Consider the following 15,884-nt stretch of genomic DNA (forward strand, 5'->3'; position numbering starts at 1 on the left):
GTTGACGCTTGTTAAGCAGTGATTGGCATCGACGCTCAGAACCAGGACGCGATCCGCCGGGGCGCGTCCACCAGGCGGCTCACCGCCACCACCGGAAGCGGCGGCTGCTCGGCCTCCGCGGGGCTCAGATCGAGCCCGTAGTAGATCTGCTCGATCGACGGCGGTCCGACCGCGAGGTTGCGCCGGACCGCCTGAGCCGACGACTTCTCGCCGGTCTGCACGAGATATGCCGCCGCCATCGTGCCCGTACGGCCGACTCCCGCACCGCAGTGCACGAACACCGGTCCGGACGACCGGGCGACGACCTCCAGGAAGCGCCGGTCGACGACCGTGGTGATGACCAGGGCGGCCAGCGCCCGGTATCCGGCGGGAGAGGGGGCGGCGCCCCGCCGCAGCCGTCCCTCCTCCTCGCGCATCCAGTACGACAGCGCCAGAACGCCCCCGGCTTCGGCCGCCCACAGGACGACGTGACCGAGGAGGACGGCGAGCAGAACACGCAGCGTGCGCCGCTGGAGCGGACGTTTGTGGAAGGCGGGGCGGGGGGCGGGGGTCCGTCCTCGGTAGGTGTCCGCTTCCGCGTCGGCGCAGGCTCGGTGCCGTGAGGGCCAGCACCACGGGGTGGGTGGCGATGATCTGCTCGTCCGGCACGTGCCGGGCACGGGCCTCGGACAGGGCGGTCAGAGCCGCGCCCGCCGCCGTGCGGTTCCTCGGTGGCTCCGGTGGGTCGCCCCAAGGGCGCCCGAGGGCCTCTTGGGCGTGCAGGGACACCGGGACGGCGCGAGTCCAGCGGAGCCCCCGGCGACTGGTCCAGCCGCAGCAGTCGTCCCCTCGTTCCCACGCAGGAGGCGTCGCGAGGCGGGCTCATCCGAAGGCAGGAGCGCCGCCCGGCTCACCCGGCGGCAGCGCCGCGCACAACGCCTCGAGCGCCGCGCCGTACGCATGCTCGGAGGGCGTCGCGTACCCGACCACGAGGCCGTCCTGGACCGGCATGTCCCCCACCGACGCCGCCGGATGCCGGAACTCCGCCAGCCCGTCGAGCGCGACGCCCTGCCAGACGGCGGCCTTGACCGCCGACCGTTCGGTGCCGGGCGGCAGCCGCAGCACCGCGTGCAGCCCTGCGGCGACCCCGCTGACCTCGACGTGCGGCGCGTGCGCGGCGAGGGCCGCGACCAGCCGGTCCCGCCGGCTCCGGTACCGCTGCCGCATCCGCCGTACATGACGGTCGTACGCCCCGGAGACGAGGAAGTCGGCGAGGGCCAGTTGGTCGAGGACGCTCGCCCATGCCTCGCGCTCGCCCTTGGCCGCGAGCACGTCGTCGACGTACCGTTCCGGCAGCACCATCCATCCCAGCCGCACCGCGGGCGACAGGCTCTTGCTCACCGAGCCGATGAAGATCACCCGCTCCGGATCGAGCCCCTGAACCGCTCCGACGGGCTTGCGGTCGTAGCGGAACTCGCCGTCGTAGTCGTCCTCCAGCACCACCGCGCCACGCGCGCGTGCCCAGTCGACGACGGCCGCCCGCCGCTCGGCGTGCAGCGGACCGCCGGTCGGGAACTGGTGTGCAGGCGTGAGCAGTACGGCCCGCTCGCGCCCCAACCGCCCTACGTCGGCGCCGTGTTCGTCCAGCGGCAGCGGTACGGTCCGCACGCCGGCGCCCGCGAGCAGTTCCCGGTGGAAGGGCAGGCCGTACGCCTCCACGGCGAGGGGGCCTTTGAGGCCTTGGGCGTTCTGGAAGAGCAGGCGCAGGGCGTGGGCGAAGCCGGAGCAGATCACGATCCGTCCCGGCTCGGTCCGCACGCCACGTGCGCGGGCCAGGTACTCCGCGAGCGCCTCCCGCAGCTCGACCCGTCCGGCGGGGTCACCGGGTCCGAACACCTCGTTCGGCGCCTGCTGAAGCGCCCGCCGGTAGGAGGTCAGCCAGGCCGCCCGCGGGAACGACGACGCGTCCGGGGCGCCCTGCCGCAGATCGTGCCGCGGCCCACGCGCGCGTAGCGGCGCCTTCCTGGGTACACGCGCGTGCCCGGCCGCCCGCAGCGGTTCGGTCCGCTCCGCCACCCGCGTCCCCGAACCCTGGCGGGCGGTGAGCCACCCCTCCGCGACGAGCTCGGCGTACGCGTCCGCCACCGTGTTGCGGGCCACGCCCAGGTCGGCGGCGAGCGACCGGTACGGCGGCAGCCGGGTGCCGGGGGCGAGCCGGCCACTGCGTACGGCCTCCCGCAGGGCGTCGCCGAGCGCGGCCCGCCTGCCGCCCGGGCCGGTCAGCTCCAGTTCCAGTTCCAGGTGCAGATCGGAGCCGATTCGCTCCGCGGAATTGACCCACGATCTCGCCATGGAAATGCACCATACTGCCGGTCTTTCCCGGCCGTAGATTCGAGGGCATGACGACGAACACGACTGCTTCCGCCGAGACGACCCGCCTGAACTTCGCCAAGTCCGCCCCGAAGGTCTTCCGCGCCCTCATCGGCTTCGACGCCGCCGCACGCGCGGGCCTCGACCCGGCCCTGGTCGAGCTGATCCAGATCCGCGCCTCTCACCTCAACCACTGCGCCTACTGCCTCCACATGCACACCAACGACGCCCGCAAGGCCGGCGAGAGCGAGGACCGGCTCCACATGGTCGTGGTCTGGCGGGAGGCTCGGCACTTCTTCACGGAGCGGGAGCAGGCCGCGCTGGCCCTGACCGAGGCGGTGACGCTGGTGGCCGACGGGGGAGTCCCGGACGCGGTGTACGCGCAGGCCGCGGCCCACTTCGGCGAGGAGGAGCTGGCGCAGGTCCTGGCGCTGATCTTCGCGATCAACACATGGAACCGGGTGGCCCTGGCGACGAAGAAGGTGGCGGGGACGGACGAACGGGTCTGACGAACGGGTCTGCGGAACGGGTCTGACGAACGGGTCTGACGAACGGGTCTGACGCGCCCCGGTTCCCCCGGCCGGCGGTCGTTCACACGGTCGCTCACACGGTCATCGGCCGGTCGTACGGTCCGATCGGCGCCGGCAGCCGCGTAGTGCCCGTCAGATGGCGGTCGACGGCCGCCGCCACCGCCCGTCCCTCCGCGATCGCCCACACGATCAGCGACTGCCCCCGCGCGGCGTCCCCCGCGGCGAACACCCCGGGGGCGCTCGTCGCGAACCCGGCGTCCCGCGTGATCGTGCCGCGCGGCTCCATGGCCAGCCCGAACTGGTCGACGAGCCCGTCCGCGCGGTCGGGCCCGGAGAAGCCGAGGGCGAGCAGGACGAGGTCGGCGGGGAGCGTCCGCCCGGTCCCCGGCACGGGCCGCCGCGCCGCGTCGACCTCGACCAGGTGCAGTGACCGCACATGACCGTCGGCGTCGCCGGTGAAACGGAGCGTGGACGCCGCGAACAGCCGTGCGTCCGCGTCCGCCGCCGGAGCGGTCCCCAGCGCCCCGGCCTCCTCGTGCGCGGCCGACAGCCGGTAGACCTTCGGGTACGTCGGCCAGGGCTCGGCGTCCTCGTCGCGCTCGGCGCCGGGCTGGGCGTAGATGTCCAACTGCGTGACGGACGCGGCGCCTTCGCGCACCGCCGTACCCAGACAGTCGGCGCCCGTGTCACCGCCGCCGACGATGACGACATGCTTCCCGGCGGCGGACATCGGGGAGACGTCCAGATCTCCCTCGCCCACCCGGTTGGCCAGCGGCAGATACTCCATGGCCTGCTGGATGCCGGTCAACTCCCGTCCGGGCACGTCCAGTTCGCGCCAGGCGGTGGCGCCGGTGGCGATCACGACCGCGTCGTAGCGCGCCCGCAGCTCCGCCGCCCCGATGTCCCGCCCGACCGCCGTCGACGTACGGAACTTCGTTCCCTCGGCCCGCATCTGCCCGATGCGGCGCTCCAGATGGTGCTTCTCCATCTTGAACGCGGGGATCCCGTACCGCATCAGTCCGCCCGGCCGGTCGTCCTTCTCGAACACGGCGACCGTGTGCCCCGCCCGCGTCAACTGCTGTGCCGCGGCCAGTCCCGTCGGCCCCGAGCCGATCACCGCGACGGTGCGCCCGGACAGCCGGTCCGGTGGCCGCGGTGGCGCGAAACCGAGCTCCCAGGCCCGGTCGGCGATGGCCGCCTCGACGTTCTTGATGGTGACCGCGGGCTGGTTGATGGCGAGGACGCAGCCCGCCTCGCACGGCGCCGGGCACAACCGGCCGGTGAACTCGGGGAAGTTGTTGGTGGCGTGCAGCCGGTCGGCGGCGGCCCGCCAGTCGTTCCGGGAGACGAGGTCGTTCCACTCGGGGATCAGGTTCCCGAGCGGACAGGCGTCGTGGCAGAACGGTATGCCGCAGTCCATGCAGCGGTCGGCCTGCTGGTCGATGATGGGCAGCAGCGCCCCGGGGACGTACACCTCGTCCCAGTCCCGGACCCGCTCCTCGACCGGCCGACGGGGCCAGTCCTGGCGAGGGGTGGTCATGAATCCCTTGGGATCGGCCATGGCCGTCTTCCTTGCGTCGGAGTCGACGGGCCGTGCGTCATCGGGCGGCACTCTTTCGGCCACGATACGTCGCCCCGGCGCCACGCGCAGAGTGGGGGGACAGCGCTTTCTCAAGGGGTTCGGACGGGCCGGGGAACCGTCGTGGAACCACCGTGGAACCGCAGTGGAGCCGGCGTGGAGCGGCCGTGGAGCGGCCGTGGAGCGGCCGTGGAACCCGTCGCGGGACTACGTCAGCGCCAGCACGTACGCCACCGCCGCCGCACCCGAGGCGACCATGCGGACGTGGTTCCACATCGTCCACTCGCGCACGTACGTCGGCCAGTACGCGGCGGCTTCGGGAGTGCCGGCGTCCAGCTTCAGCAGGGCGTCGTTGCGGGGCACGTTCGCCACCATCGTCACCCCGAACGAGCCGACCAGATACAGCGCACTGCCCAGCAGCAGCTCCACCGTCCCGTCGTCCGGCAACAGCACGAACGTCACCACCGCGAGCACGGCCGACAGCACCGCCGAGCCGAGGAACACGAGCATGAACGCCGGCCGCAGCGCGGTCACGTTGATCGCCTTCATCGCGGCGACCCCCTGCGCCGGCGGCAACGCGGCGAGCCCCTTCATCACGAAGGTCGAGAACGCGCAGAACACCCCGGCCACCAGCCCGGTCCCCAGCACACCCAGCACCGTCAGTACGAAGTACGGTCCAGCGATCATCTCAACGTCAACTCCCGCATCGAGCCGAGATCCTGCCCGGCACCCACCGTCACCACAAGTGAATTCCCGTACGAGGACCGTCACCATGGCCGATCGACGCGCGCGCATACGCAGGCGTCCAGGGGACGTCTCCCTCCTCCCGATGCGGTTCCGTTTCCTCCCGATGCGGTCCCGTCCGAATCCGCGGCCCCTTCCGTCCGCCGCGACGGTGAGTCACCGCCACCGACCCAGCACTTCCTCCACCGCCACCGCGATCCTCCGCCGCGCCTCATGCCGCGGCACCCCGCTCATCAGCAACTGGTCGTACGGCGTGTCCAGATGCCGTACGGACGCCACCACCGCCGAGACGACGGCCCCCTCCGACAACGCCCGCCCGGCCGCACTCCGCCCCACCCGACCACTGCCCCGCACCGACGCGTGCGCGGCGATCCCCCGGGCCCGTTCGGCCGGGCAGCCGGGAAACAGGCGGCGGATCTCCGCTTCGAACAGCTCCGTGAACCGCACGTCCTCCGCCGCCCGCCGCCGCGCGTCCCGCACCCGGCGCCGCCGTCGCGCCTCGGCGTCCGCCAGACACCGCGCCTCCGCCCGGGCCAGCGCCGCCTCCTCGACGAGGACACCCTGCCGCTCGTACCGCCCCTTGCGCCGGTTGAACCGTACGACCACCGCCGACAGCACGCTCTCCTCCCTCGACCTGCGCGTCAGCGCGGTGTCGCCGCGCGGCAGGAACACCAGGTGACCGAGGTCGGCGCAGTCCAGACACCGTGGCGCCCCGTCCTCCAGCACCAGCATCGGCAGCGGTCCGCGCCGGCACTCGGCGCACTGCTTCCGCCTGAGCGGCTGGACGGCGAGAAGCCCGGTGCGGTGCGGGGGAGTTACCAGGTGCGCCATAGGTGGTTCATTCCCGTGCACGGGCCACGAACCACCCCGCCCGCCCTACTCCACACCCGTCACCGACACCCGCGTCCGATGCCGCGTCGGCCGCTCGATCTCGTCGACCACCGCCACCGCGAGATCCGCGTACGACAGCGTCGGCTGCGACCCCTCCGTAGCCCGCTCGCCGCCGAACACATAACGCCCGGTGCACGGCGCGCCCTCCTCCAGTCCTCCTCCCGGGGTGAGCATCACCCAGTCGACCGTGTCCTCCCCGGCCGCGTGTGCGCGCAGCCGGTCCAGCCCCGCCGTGTGCGCCCGCGCGAACGGCCGTATCTCCGGCGGGAACACCGCGGGGTCATCCATCAACGGCCGTCCGTCCGCCCCGAGCAGGTTCACGAACAGCCCCACGGCCACCAGTCGCCGCACCCCCGTCGCGGCCAGCCCGCTCAGCAGCGCGTCCGCCGCCTTCACGAAGAAGTCCGGATCGAGCGTGTCGAACCCCTGCTCCGGCCCGCTGAACGGCGACACCGCGTGCACGGCGGCCACATGCCCACCCACCACGGAGCCGACCGAGTCGGCGTCGGTCACATCACCCCGGACGACCGTCACTCCCTCGGCGCCCAGCGCCGGATACCGCGCCGGCTCCCGCACCACGGCCGTCACCTCGTACCCACGCCCGCGCGCCTCTGCCGTGACCGCCCGGCCCGCACGCCCGCCGCCCCCGAAGACGACGATCCCGCCACCCATGACCAACCTCCTTGTCCGGCACCGAGGTTCGGCACCCGACCCGGACGTTAGAGACGCAGGCCCCGGTTACTTCAACGGTATCGGCGCTAGCCTCGACCGATGACTCCTTCCACCCCCTCCCTGGGCCCTGACATGTTCGACCCCGTGTGCCCTTCCGCCGCGATGCCCTTCAGGGTGGGGGACAAGTGGACCGGCATGGTCGTCCGCTGTCTGGAGGGCGGTCCGCGCCGCTTCACCGAACTCCGTGTCCCGCTCCGGGCCGTCACCCCCAAGGTCCTCAGCGAGACCTTGCGCGCCATGGAGCGCGACGGTCTGCTCACCCGCACCGCCTACGACGAGAACCCGCCCCGCGTCGAGTACGCCCTCACCCCCCTCGGCCGCACCCTGATCCCCCTCCTCGACGCCGCCCGTACCTGGAGCGAGACCCATCTCCCGCAACTGCTCGCCGCCCGCCGGTCGCATCAGCGGAACGCGTCCTGACCGTCGGCTGACGCATCATGGCCCTGTGCGACTCGAAGCGATCACCTGGGACCGACTCGGCGACCTCCTCGCCGACCGCCTTCTCGACCTGAAGCCGGCCGACGGCAGCCCCTGGCCGCGGATCGCCTTCGACGGTGCTCCGGCGGCCCGCCCCCAGGACCTCGCCGAACGCGTCGCCGAAGCGCTCCGCATACGAGGCCGCCGTCCTCTCGTGGTCGGCACCCGGGGCTTCCTGCGCCCCGCCTCGCTCCGTTTTGAATACGGCCACCAGGACGTGGAGGCCTATTACGACGGCTGGTTCGACACCGGCGCCCTGTGGCGTGAGGTCTTCGGTCCCCTCGAACCGGGTGGCGACGGCCGCGTCCTGCCCGACCTCTGGGACCCCGCCACCGACCGCGCCACCCGCAGTCCCTACGTCCAACTCCCGCCCGGCGGCTTCCTGTTGCTGCACGGCCCCCTCCTGCTGCGGCACTGGTTCCCCTTCGACCTGACCGTCCACGTACTCCTCTCCCCGGGCGCCCTGCGCCGCCGCACCCCCGAGGCCGAGCACTGGACCCTGGAGGCCTTCGAGCGCTACGAGGGCGAGACCGACCCCGCGGGCACCGCCGACGTCCTGGTGCGCGCCGACGATCCCCGGCACCCGGCATGGCGGGGATGAGGCGGCCCCGGGGGACTCACTTCCAGAAGATCCAGCAAACCACTTTTATATGCGCGTGCATGTAACTACGCTGAGCCCCATGACGACTTCCACGAGCGGTCACCTCTCCTTCGACGACTCCGTCCGCGCCCTCCTCGACGGCCGAAACTTCGCCAGCGTCGCCACCCTCGGCCCCGATGGCTCCCCGCAGAACTCCGTGGTCTGGATCAAACGCGAGGGCGACGCCGTCCTCTTCTCCTCCGTCGACAACCGGCAGAAAGTGCGCAACCTCCGCCGCGACCCCCGCATCAGCGTCTCGGTCTACGACCTGGCCAACCCCTACACCTCGGTCGAGATCCGCGGCACCGCCGAGATCCTCCCGGACCCCGGCAAGCGCCTCCCGCACGACCTCTCGCACAAGTACCTCGGCATCGACCCGCCCGCCGAGAAGGACGACGAGACCCGCGTGATCATCCGTGTCGTCCCGCGGCGGATCGTGGGCTTCTCGGCCTGAACCGTCCCCGTCCCCGTCCCCGCTCCGTCCCCGATCCCGCCTCCGGGTGCGACAGCGGCTGGGCGCGGCGAGAATGAACGACGCCGGGACCAGCGGTGCGCCAGTGCTCCGCGTCGGCCGCCGGACCCGCGCGGTGCGCCCAGTGCTCCGCGCCGGCCGTCCGGAACCGGGAGGTACTTCATGACCACCGCCGGAGACATCATGCATCGCGGCGCTCAGTGGATCCCCGCCCACGAGACCCTCGACCGCGCCGCCCAGCTGATGCGTGACCTCAACGTCGGAGCCCTGCCCATCAGCGACGCGAACGAACGGCTCTGCGGCATCCTCACCGACCGCGACATCGTCGTGGGCTGTGTGGCCATGGGGCACGACCCGGCTAAGGTCACCGCCGGTGAGATGGCCCAGGGCACACCTCGCTGGATCGACGCGGGCGCCGATGTGGGCGACGTGCTCCGGGAGATGCAGGACCACCAGATCCGCCGGCTCCCCGTCATCGAGAACAAGCGCCTCGTCGGCATGATCAGCGAGGCCGACCTGGCCCGGCATCTGACGGAGGACCAGATCGCCACCTGGGCGGAGAGCGTCTACGCGAAGAGCGCGACGCACTGACCGTCGGCCGGGGGCTCGCTCAGAGCCAGCCGTTGCGCCGGAAGCCTCGGTAGAGGGCCAGACACGCCACGGATATGACACCGAGGACCATGGGGTAGCCGAACGTCCAGTGCAGTTCCGGCATGTGCTCGAAGTTCATGCCGTACACCCCGCAGACCATCGTCGGCACGGCGACGATGGCCGCCCACGCCGTGATCTTCCGCATGTCCTCGTTCTGCGCGACCGTCACCTGGGCGAGGTGTGCCTGAAGGATCGAGTTGAGCAGTTCGTCGAACGCGGCGATCTGTTCCTTGGCGCGCAGCAGATGGTCGGAGACATCGCGGAAGTAGGCCTGTATCTCCGAACTGACCACCCGTATGGGACGTGTGGACAACTCCTCGATCGGCCGGGCCAGCGGCACCACGGCCCGCTTCAGTTCGAGGAGTTCGCGCTTGAGCTGGTAGATGCGCCCCGGGTCGGTCCGCGCACCGTCCTGGGAGAAGACGTCCGTCTCGACCTGGTCGATGTCCTCCTGGACCGCGTCCGTGACGTTCAGATAGTCGTCGACCACATGGTCCGCGATCGCGTGCAGCACCGCGGCGGGCCCCTTGGCCAGCTGCTGCGCGTCGGCCTCCAGCTCCTCGCGCAGCGGGCCCAGCGAGCCGTGCATCCCGTGCCGCACGGTGATCACGAAGTCCTCGCCGACGAACACCATGATCTCGCCGGTGTTCACCACCTCGCTCGTCGCCGTGAGCTCCTCGTGCTCCACGTAGCAGACGGTCTTGAACACCGCGAACAGCGTCTCGTCGTACCGCTCCAGTTTCGGGCGCTGGTGGGCCTCGATGGCGTCCTCGACCGCCAGCGGGTGCAGTTCGAAGAGCTCCGCGATGCCGGCGAACTCCTGGTCCGTCGGCTCATGGAGACCGAGCCACACGAAACCGTCGCCGTACTTGCGCACGCGCTCCACGGTGTCGACCAGGTCACCGCCACCCGGGACCCGGGCCCCGTCCCGATAGGACACACAGTTCACCACCGACGAGCCCAGAGGTGACCTGGCGGGATGGCTCAGGTCGACGCGCGGACGGCGCCGCGCCAGCCGTGCCACCCTGCGAAGGCCGCTGACCCTGCCGAGGCTCGTGACCTTCCGCAGATTCCCTGCCATGGACATCTGGAACTCCTTGCATGGATCCCCGCTCGCCGCATCGCTGCGCCCTGGCGTGCCAGTGTGCCAGCCCTGCGTGAAACGCGGGTAAGCCTGTGGGACCAGGGCGTTCCGCTTTGTTCCCGCCTGTGGACAAGGGCTTTGGGGCGGGCGCCGGGAGCGTTGGGCAAGGGGCTTTCGGGCCGGTGTGAGGGCTCGGGTACCCCCTCGTGGAGTTGCGTCGCCGTGCTGTCGTACCGGAGCGTCGACCACTATGGACAACCAGGACAACTGGAATGATCGCGGCATGATGCGAACCGACGGGTATCTCCTCGACAACCGGCAGACCGAGGCCGGAGAGCGCTTCGACGCCTTCGCCTCCCTCTTCGACCCCACGACCTTCCGGCACCTCGAAGGATTCGGTGTCGGCCCCGGCTGGCGCTGCTGGGAGGTCGGGGCCGGCGGCACGTCCGTCGTGTCCTGGCTGGCCAAGAAGGTGGGCCCGACCGGGCGGGTCGTCGCGACCGACATCGACACCTCCCGGGTCGCCCCGGCCGCCCGGCCGCCGGTCGAGGTGCGTGTCCACGACGTGGGCGCGGAGGAGCCGCCGGGGGAGGGCTTCGACCTCGTGCACGCGAGGCTCGTCCTCGTCCATGTGCCGGACCGGGAACGGGCGTTGCGGTCGATGATCGAGTCCCTGCGCCCCGGCGGACGGCTCCTGATCGAGGACGCCGACCCTGCCCTACAGCCCCTGACCTGCCCCGACGAACACGGCCCCGCCGAGCAGCTGGCCAACCGACTGCGCACCGGCTTCCGCCGGCTCCTCGCCGACCGCGGCGCCGACCTCTCCTACGGCCGACGCCTCCCGCGCCTGCTCCGCGAGGCCGGACTGCGCCGCGTGCAGGCCGACGCCTACTTCCCGCTCACCTCACCCGCCTGCGCGGCCCTGGAGTCCGCCACGATCCGCCAGGTCCGCGCCGACCTCGTCACGGCGGGACTGGCCACGGACGAGGAGATCGACCGCCACCTGGCGAACGTCGAGGCGGGCACGATGGATCTGGCCACGGCACCGATGATCTCGGCGTGGGGGCGGAAGGCGTAGGGAGCGGGAGAGGCAGGGCGCCGCTCGCCCGCCGCCGGGCTGGTGCTGCCCGGAGCGCCGGAACACCGGTGGCCCGCCGCCCGGCTTCGGCTCGCCCGGAATCATCCGGAGGTCGGTGGCAGGAGTGTGGTGGCCTGCGCCGGGTTTTGGCTCTCCTGGAATCATCCGGAGGTCGGTGGCAGGAGTGTGGTGGCCTGCGCCGGGTTATGGCTCTCCCGGAATCATCCGGAGGCCGGTGGCAGGAGTGTGGTGGCCTGCCACCCGGCTTCGGTTCTCGCCGAGTCATCCGGACGCCGGTGGCCTGCCTCCCACCCTCTCGATCGACTTCGCCCCCGCCCGGCACCCCTCCCGCGCCGCGTCCTCCGGTTCGGCGCCGGTGAGGAGGGTGGCGAGGAAGGCGCCGGTGAAGGCGTCGCCGGCGCCCGTCGTGTCCACAGGCGTGGCCGGGACCGCGGGGAGGCGGGCGGTGACCGTACCCCCGCGAGCCACCAGCGCACCGTCCGCACCCTGCTTGGCGACCACCAGCGGTACCTGACGGCTGAGCTTGGCCGCCGCGTCCTCCACATCGGGCAACCCGGTCAGCAGACAAGCCTCGTCCCGGCTCGGCAGCAGGACGTCGACCCCTTCCACCAGCGTGAGAAAACGGTCGATCCCCAGCTTCCTCAGGAACCCGACCGACGCCGGATCCAGACTCACCGGCACCCCACGCGCGCGTGCCGACGCCAGCGCCACCTCCACGAACGCGCGGCTCGGCGCGGAGAACAGCAGGTATCCCGACAGATGCAGCCGGGCCACCCCGTCGAGCAGTGCGTCCGACCAGTCGCCCGGGTCGAGCCGTATGGCCGCACCACTGTCCGTGAGGAACGTCCGCTCGGCGGCGGCACCCGTGTCGACCAGGCAGATCACCGTGCCGGTCGGCGCCTCCGGGTCGACGACGAGACGGGGCCGTACCCCGCGGGCCGCCAGCTCCCGCTCGTGCCAGGCCACCGCGTCCGCGCCCACCCGGCCGAGCATCCGGACCTCGGGACCACCCCAATGGGCCGCCCAGCAGGCCACGTTGGCACCGGCCCCGCCGGGCAGGGTCCGGATCGCCGAGACCGTGTCCGTGCCCGCCGCGAGCGGCCCCCGATGCCGGGCGACGATGTCCGTGATGACGTCCCCGACGACGAGCAACGCACCTGACGACGAACCGTCGTCCCCCGCCTCGGCCCCGGCCCCCTCGGCCCTCACCGCTACGCCCCGGCCCAGGCCGCCGCGATCCGCCCCGCCAACCGCACATTGCCCCGTACCGCAGCCAGGTTGGCACTGAGAGAGGCGCCGTCGGTGTGCCGTACCAGATAGTCGAGGAGGAAGGGGGTGACGCCTTGGCCCGTGACGCCCCGCTCCTCGCACGCGTGCAGCGCGTCGGCGAGTACGCGCGCGTGCAGATCGGGATCCAACTGCTCGGCCTCCGGTACGGGATTGGCGACGATCAACGCCGACTCGGGGCCACCCAGCGTGTCCTGAGCCCGCATCACATCCGCCACCTGCCCCGGGGAGTCCAGCGTCCAGTCCACCGGGTGGCCCGAGTCCGACAGATAGAAGCCGGGGAAGTGGTCCGTGCCGTACCCTGCCACCGCGACGCCGAGCGTCTCCAGCCGTTGCAGGGTCGCCGGCACGTCCAGGATGGACTTCACGCCCGCGCACACCACCGTGATCCGCGTCCGCGCCAGCAGCCCCAGGTCGGCCGACTCGTCCTGCGTCACCGTCCACTCCCGGTGCACCCCGCCGAGCCCGCCCGTCGCGAACACACGGACACCCGCCAGCGCCGCCAGCAGCGCGGTCCCCGACACCGTGGTCGCCCCGCTCACTCCGGCGGCCACCGCGAGCGGCAGATCACGATGGCCCAGCTTGCGGATCCCGTCCTCGTTCGCGACCCGCTCCAACTGCTCCTTGTCCAGGCCGACATGGGGCCGCCCGTCCAGCACCGCGATCGTCGCGGGAACCGCGCCCTCCTGCCGTACGACGTCCTCCAGCTCCAGCGCCACCTGGAGATTGCGCGGTCGCGGCAACCCGTGCGCGATGATCGTGGACTCCAGGGCCACCACGGGTCGACGCGCGTCGATCGCCTCGCGCACTTCTTCGGAAACCACCAGCACCACGCGCCCGCCTCCTGTCGATCGTCCTTCCCTCATCTCTGGCGGGCGGCGCACCCGGCCAAACCCTTGCGAGCCGTGGGAGACGACACCAGCCTGGGGTGCATGACGGACAACTCGACACGTCTCGACCATGTCGTCCTCTGGGTGCGGGACCCGGTGGCGTCGGCCGATTTCTACGAGAAGGCGGTCGGCATGCGCCCCCTGCGGGTCACCGAGTTCGCCGCCGGGAAGGCGCCCTTCCCTTCCGTACGGCTCAACGACGAGACCATCCTCGATCTCGCCCCGAAGGCCGGGGCGGACCGCATGACGATGCTCCCGGGCGCCGCCGAAAGCGCGGGCCACCCGGTCAATCACATCTGCCTGGCCCTGCCGAGCGACGACTTCGACGCACTGCGCACCCGCTTGGAGGAACGCTCGGTGCCCGTCTCGGAGATCTTCCACGACTCCTACGGCGCCCGGGGCGCGGCCCCGCGCAGCTTCTACTTCCGCGATCCGGACGGCAACGTCTTCGAGGTACGGCACTACGACTGACCGGCTCACCGACGGGCGAGGGGGTCCACGCGCGCGTGGACCCCCTTGAGGCGTCAGACGGGCCGTACGCCCTTCAGCGCCCCGTGCGGGTCGAGCACGTACTTCCGGCTCGCGCCCTGGTCGAACTCGGCGTAACCGCGCGGTGCGTCCTCGATCCCGATGACGGTCGCGTTGACCGCCTTCGCGATGTGCACGCGCTCGTGCAGGATCGCCATCATCAGACCCCGGTGGTACTTCATCACCGGACACTGACCGGTGGTGAACCGGTGGCTCCTGGCCCAGCCGAGCCCGAGCCGCACCTTCAGCGTCCCGGACTTCGCGTCCTCGTCGACCCCGCCGGGGTCATCCGTGACATACAGACCGGGGATGCCGAGGGCGCCGCCCGCGCGCGTGATGCCCATCAGGGAGTTCAGGACCGTGGCGGGTGCCTCCGGAGCCTCGGGGCCATGTGCCCGGGCCTCGAAGCCGACCGCGTCGACCGCGGCGTCCACCTCGGGCTCGCCGAGGATCTGCGCGATCTGCTCGCCCACACTGCCGCGCGAGACGTCGACGGTCTCGCAGCCGAAGCTGCGCGCCTGGGCCAGCCGCTCGGCGTTGAGGTCGCCGACGATGACGACCGCGGCACCCAGCAGCTGCGCGGACGCGGCCGCCGCCAGCCCCACCGGGCCCGCCCCGGCGACGTACACCGTCGAACCGACACCGGCGCCCGAGCTCACCACGCCGTGGAAGCCGGTCGGGAAGATGTCCGACAGCATGGTCAGATCGAGCAGCTTCGCGCGCGCCTGGTCCCGGTCCGGGAACTTCAGCAGGTTGAAGTCCGCGTACGGCACCATCGCGTACTCGGCCTGGCCGCCGACCCAGCCGCCCATGTCGACATAGCCGTAGGCCGCTCCGGGGCGCGCGGGGTTGACGTTCAGACAGATGCCGGTGGCCCGCTCCTTGCAGTTGCGGCACCGGCCGCAGGCGATGTTGAACGGTACGGAGACGATGTCGCCGACGTCGACGGTCTCGACGTCCGGTCCCCGTTCTACGACCTCTCCGGTGATCTCGTGTCCGAGGACCAGCCCCTCGGGCGCGGTCGTCCGCCCGCGCACCATGTGCTGGTCGCTGCCGCAGATGTTGGTGGCGAGCACCTTGAGGATCACTCCGTGCCGGCACTTGCGGCCGACGTTCTCCGGTGCGACCCCCGGCCCGTCCTGCAATTCGAGCGTCGGGTGGTCGATGGTCCTGACCTCCACCGCGCCCGGCTTCAGATACGCGACTGCCCTGTTCCCGCTTCCGCTCATGCGTGATCGCCGTCCCTTCGGCTCCGATGTCTTCGGATGCCAGTGGCTGTGCGCAGGGCGGAGTCTGCTACCGCATCGGCCTTCCGGCCAGCCGTCGCGCACGGACCGGAGGCGGCCGCCTCTCAGAACAGCGGTTCGGGGAGCACTCCCTCCAGGGCGAGCAGCTTCCGCTTGGTCTCCAGCCCGCCCCCGAACCCGCCGATCCCGCCGTCGCTCTCCACGACCCGGTGGCAGGGCACGACCACCGGCAGCGGATTGGAACCCATCGCCACCCCGACCGCCTGGGCCGCGCCCGGCTGGCCGACCCGCCCGGCCAGATCGCCGTACCCGACGACGCTGCCGTACGGCACCCCGGCCGCCAGCTCGCGCAGCACCTGCCGGTTGAAGCCGGAGATCAGCGACCAGTCCAGGGGCAGCTCGAAATCGCGCCGCCGACCCTCGAAGTACGCCCTCACCTGGCGTATCGGCTCGGCCAGCAGCGGGGAGCCGGGCGCCTCGACGGGCGCGCTGCCCAGTCGGGAGGCGAGCCGGTCCAGCGCCTTGTCGCGCACCGGCTCGGTGGCGTGGAACACGACGTTGACGAGTCCGTCGCGGGTCGCGGCCAGCAGCAGGGGGCCGATGTCGGTACCGACGACGGCCCACACGACCTGCTGCGCGTTCTGCCCATGGCTGTCCATGCGCCCACCGTACGACCCACCACTG

The 15,884-nt window shown here is 71.9% G+C and carries 18 protein-coding genes; 7 read left to right on the top strand and 11 right to left on the bottom strand.

Going from position 1 to position 15,884, the window contains the following annotated elements:
- Nucleotides 1–35 precede the first annotated feature (35 nt).
- Together OG866_RS32975 and pdxR are read right to left on the bottom strand one after the other, a co-directional pair.
- Entirely contained in the window at nt 36–659 is a 624-nt protein-coding gene (locus tag OG866_RS32975) for a protein-tyrosine phosphatase family protein (RefSeq protein WP_329340396.1), read from the bottom strand.
- Nucleotides 660–861: 202 nt separating this feature from the next.
- Nucleotides 862–2,331, bottom strand: coding sequence for a MocR-like pyridoxine biosynthesis transcription factor PdxR (pdxR, locus tag OG866_RS32980; RefSeq protein WP_329340398.1), 1,470 nt, complete (start codon nt 2,329–2,331; stop codon nt 862–864).
- 47 nt (nt 2,332–2,378) lie between these two features.
- Between pdxR and OG866_RS32985 the strand changes: the two genes are divergently transcribed.
- Nucleotides 2,379–2,858, top strand: coding sequence for a carboxymuconolactone decarboxylase family protein (locus tag OG866_RS32985; protein WP_329340400.1), 480 nt, complete (start codon nt 2,379–2,381; stop codon nt 2,856–2,858).
- Nucleotides 2,859–2,952: 94 nt separating this feature from the next.
- Here the strand turns inward: OG866_RS32985 and OG866_RS32990 are convergent, their stop codons facing one another.
- The 4 genes from OG866_RS32990 to OG866_RS33005 form a co-directional block, all read right to left on the bottom strand.
- Complete coding sequence (locus OG866_RS32990; RefSeq protein ID WP_329340402.1) at nt 2,953–4,440, bottom strand: glutamate synthase subunit beta; 1,488 nt, start codon at nt 4,438–4,440, stop codon at nt 2,953–2,955.
- A 225-nt stretch (nt 4,441–4,665) separates the two neighbouring features.
- Entirely contained in the window at nt 4,666–5,145 is a 480-nt protein-coding gene (locus tag OG866_RS32995; RefSeq protein ID WP_329340403.1) for an anthrone oxygenase family protein, read from the bottom strand.
- Nucleotides 5,146–5,358: 213 nt separating this feature from the next.
- On the bottom strand, nt 5,359–6,033 hold the full coding sequence (locus OG866_RS33000) for a DUF2293 domain-containing protein (RefSeq protein WP_329340404.1): 675 nt from the start codon (nt 6,031–6,033) through the stop codon (nt 5,359–5,361).
- 45 nt (nt 6,034–6,078) lie between these two features.
- The gene (locus OG866_RS33005) at nt 6,079–6,765 is read right to left on the bottom strand and encodes an NAD(P)-dependent oxidoreductase (protein ID WP_329340406.1); all 687 of its coding nucleotides are present in this window, start codon (nt 6,763–6,765) and stop codon (nt 6,079–6,081) included.
- A gap of 99 nt (nt 6,766–6,864) precedes the next feature.
- On the opposite strand from OG866_RS33005, the gene OG866_RS33010 reads away from it, so the two are divergent.
- From OG866_RS33010 to OG866_RS33025, 4 genes are all read left to right on the top strand, one after another.
- Nucleotides 6,865–7,245 (top strand): winged helix-turn-helix transcriptional regulator, encoded by a 381-nt coding sequence (locus OG866_RS33010; protein WP_329340408.1) that lies wholly within the window; start codon nt 6,865–6,867, stop codon nt 7,243–7,245.
- A gap of 25 nt (nt 7,246–7,270) precedes the next feature.
- Nucleotides 7,271–7,903, top strand: a complete 633-nt coding sequence (locus tag OG866_RS33015) for a uridine kinase (RefSeq protein WP_329340409.1) — start codon at nt 7,271–7,273, stop codon at nt 7,901–7,903.
- Between the two features lie 79 nt (nt 7,904–7,982).
- A complete protein-coding gene (locus OG866_RS33020) occupies nt 7,983–8,396 on the top strand; it encodes a PPOX class F420-dependent oxidoreductase (RefSeq protein ID WP_329340411.1) in 414 nt (137 codons plus the stop codon).
- 180 nt (nt 8,397–8,576) lie between these two features.
- On the top strand, nt 8,577–9,005 hold the full coding sequence (locus OG866_RS33025) for a CBS domain-containing protein (protein ID WP_329340412.1): 429 nt from the start codon (nt 8,577–8,579) through the stop codon (nt 9,003–9,005).
- A gap of 19 nt (nt 9,006–9,024) precedes the next feature.
- On the opposite strand, the gene corA is transcribed toward OG866_RS33025, so the two are convergent.
- Nucleotides 9,025–10,152: a magnesium/cobalt transporter CorA gene (corA, locus tag OG866_RS33030; protein WP_329340414.1), complete on the bottom strand. Its 1,128-nt coding sequence runs from the start codon at nt 10,150–10,152 to the stop codon at nt 9,025–9,027.
- Between the two features lie 280 nt (nt 10,153–10,432).
- Here corA and OG866_RS33035 point away from each other — a divergent pair, with 280 nt between their 5' ends.
- Nucleotides 10,433–11,227 (top strand): methyltransferase domain-containing protein, encoded by a 795-nt coding sequence (locus tag OG866_RS33035; RefSeq protein WP_329340416.1) that lies wholly within the window; start codon nt 10,433–10,435, stop codon nt 11,225–11,227.
- 282 nt (nt 11,228–11,509) lie between these two features.
- On the opposite strand, the gene OG866_RS33040 is transcribed toward OG866_RS33035, so the two are convergent.
- On the bottom strand, nt 11,510–12,457 hold the full coding sequence (locus OG866_RS33040; RefSeq protein ID WP_329340418.1) for a carbohydrate kinase family protein: 948 nt from the start codon (nt 12,455–12,457) through the stop codon (nt 11,510–11,512).
- A gap of 2 nt (nt 12,458–12,459) precedes the next feature.
- Nucleotides 12,460–13,368 (bottom strand): pseudouridine-5'-phosphate glycosidase, encoded by a 909-nt coding sequence (locus OG866_RS33045; RefSeq protein WP_329340419.1) that lies wholly within the window; start codon nt 13,366–13,368, stop codon nt 12,460–12,462.
- 99 nt (nt 13,369–13,467) lie between these two features.
- Here OG866_RS33045 and OG866_RS33050 point away from each other — a divergent pair, with 99 nt between their 5' ends.
- Nucleotides 13,468–13,896 carry a VOC family protein gene (locus OG866_RS33050; protein WP_329340421.1) on the top strand — a complete coding sequence of 143 codons (429 nt, stop codon included), beginning with the start codon at nt 13,468–13,470 and terminating at the stop codon, nt 13,894–13,896.
- A 53-nt stretch (nt 13,897–13,949) separates the two neighbouring features.
- Here the strand turns inward: OG866_RS33050 and fdhA are convergent, their stop codons facing one another.
- Both fdhA and OG866_RS33060 read right to left on the bottom strand, forming a co-directional pair.
- Nucleotides 13,950–15,182, bottom strand: coding sequence for a formaldehyde dehydrogenase, glutathione-independent (gene fdhA, locus OG866_RS33055; RefSeq protein ID WP_329340423.1), 1,233 nt, complete (start codon nt 15,180–15,182; stop codon nt 13,950–13,952).
- A 122-nt stretch (nt 15,183–15,304) separates the two neighbouring features.
- Entirely contained in the window at nt 15,305–15,859 is a 555-nt protein-coding gene (locus OG866_RS33060; RefSeq protein ID WP_329340424.1) for a methylated-DNA--[protein]-cysteine S-methyltransferase, read from the bottom strand.
- Between the last annotated feature and the right edge of the window lie 25 nt (nt 15,860–15,884).

It is taken from the genome of Streptomyces sp. NBC_00663, assembly GCF_036226885.1.
In the GTDB taxonomy this organism is placed as follows: Bacteria; Actinomycetota; Actinomycetes; order Streptomycetales; family Streptomycetaceae; genus Streptomyces.

Excerpts from the sequence above, each read along its gene's own strand:
- OG866_RS32985 (WP_329340400.1), top strand. The coding sequence starts at position 2,379 with ATGACGACGAACACGACTGCTTCCGCCGAGACGACCCGCCTGAACTTC.
- OG866_RS33050 (WP_329340421.1), top strand. The coding sequence starts at position 13,468 with ATGACGGACAACTCGACACGTCTCGACCATGTCGTCCTCTGGGTGCGG.
- pdxR (WP_329340398.1), bottom strand. The coding sequence starts at position 2,331 with ATGGCGAGATCGTGGGTCAATTCCGCGGAGCGAATCGGCTCCGATCTG.
- OG866_RS32995 (WP_329340403.1), bottom strand. The coding sequence starts at position 5,145 with ATGATCGCTGGACCGTACTTCGTACTGACGGTGCTGGGTGTGCTGGGG.
- OG866_RS33005 (WP_329340406.1), bottom strand. The coding sequence starts at position 6,765 with ATGGGTGGCGGGATCGTCGTCTTCGGGGGCGGCGGGCGTGCGGGCCGG.
- OG866_RS33025 (WP_329340412.1), top strand. The coding sequence starts at position 8,577 with ATGACCACCGCCGGAGACATCATGCATCGCGGCGCTCAGTGGATCCCC.
- OG866_RS33010 (WP_329340408.1), top strand. The coding sequence starts at position 6,865 with ATGACTCCTTCCACCCCCTCCCTGGGCCCTGACATGTTCGACCCCGTG.
- OG866_RS33060 (WP_329340424.1), bottom strand. The coding sequence starts at position 15,859 with ATGGACAGCCATGGGCAGAACGCGCAGCAGGTCGTGTGGGCCGTCGTC.
- corA (WP_329340414.1), bottom strand. The coding sequence starts at position 10,152 with ATGTCCATGGCAGGGAATCTGCGGAAGGTCACGAGCCTCGGCAGGGTC.
- OG866_RS32990 (WP_329340402.1), bottom strand. The coding sequence starts at position 4,440 with ATGGCCGATCCCAAGGGATTCATGACCACCCCTCGCCAGGACTGGCCC.
- OG866_RS33020 (WP_329340411.1), top strand. The coding sequence starts at position 7,983 with ATGACGACTTCCACGAGCGGTCACCTCTCCTTCGACGACTCCGTCCGC.
- OG866_RS33035 (WP_329340416.1), top strand. The coding sequence starts at position 10,433 with ATGATGCGAACCGACGGGTATCTCCTCGACAACCGGCAGACCGAGGCC.
- OG866_RS33000 (WP_329340404.1), bottom strand. The coding sequence starts at position 6,033 with ATGGCGCACCTGGTAACTCCCCCGCACCGCACCGGGCTTCTCGCCGTC.
- fdhA (WP_329340423.1), bottom strand. The coding sequence starts at position 15,182 with ATGAGCGGAAGCGGGAACAGGGCAGTCGCGTATCTGAAGCCGGGCGCG.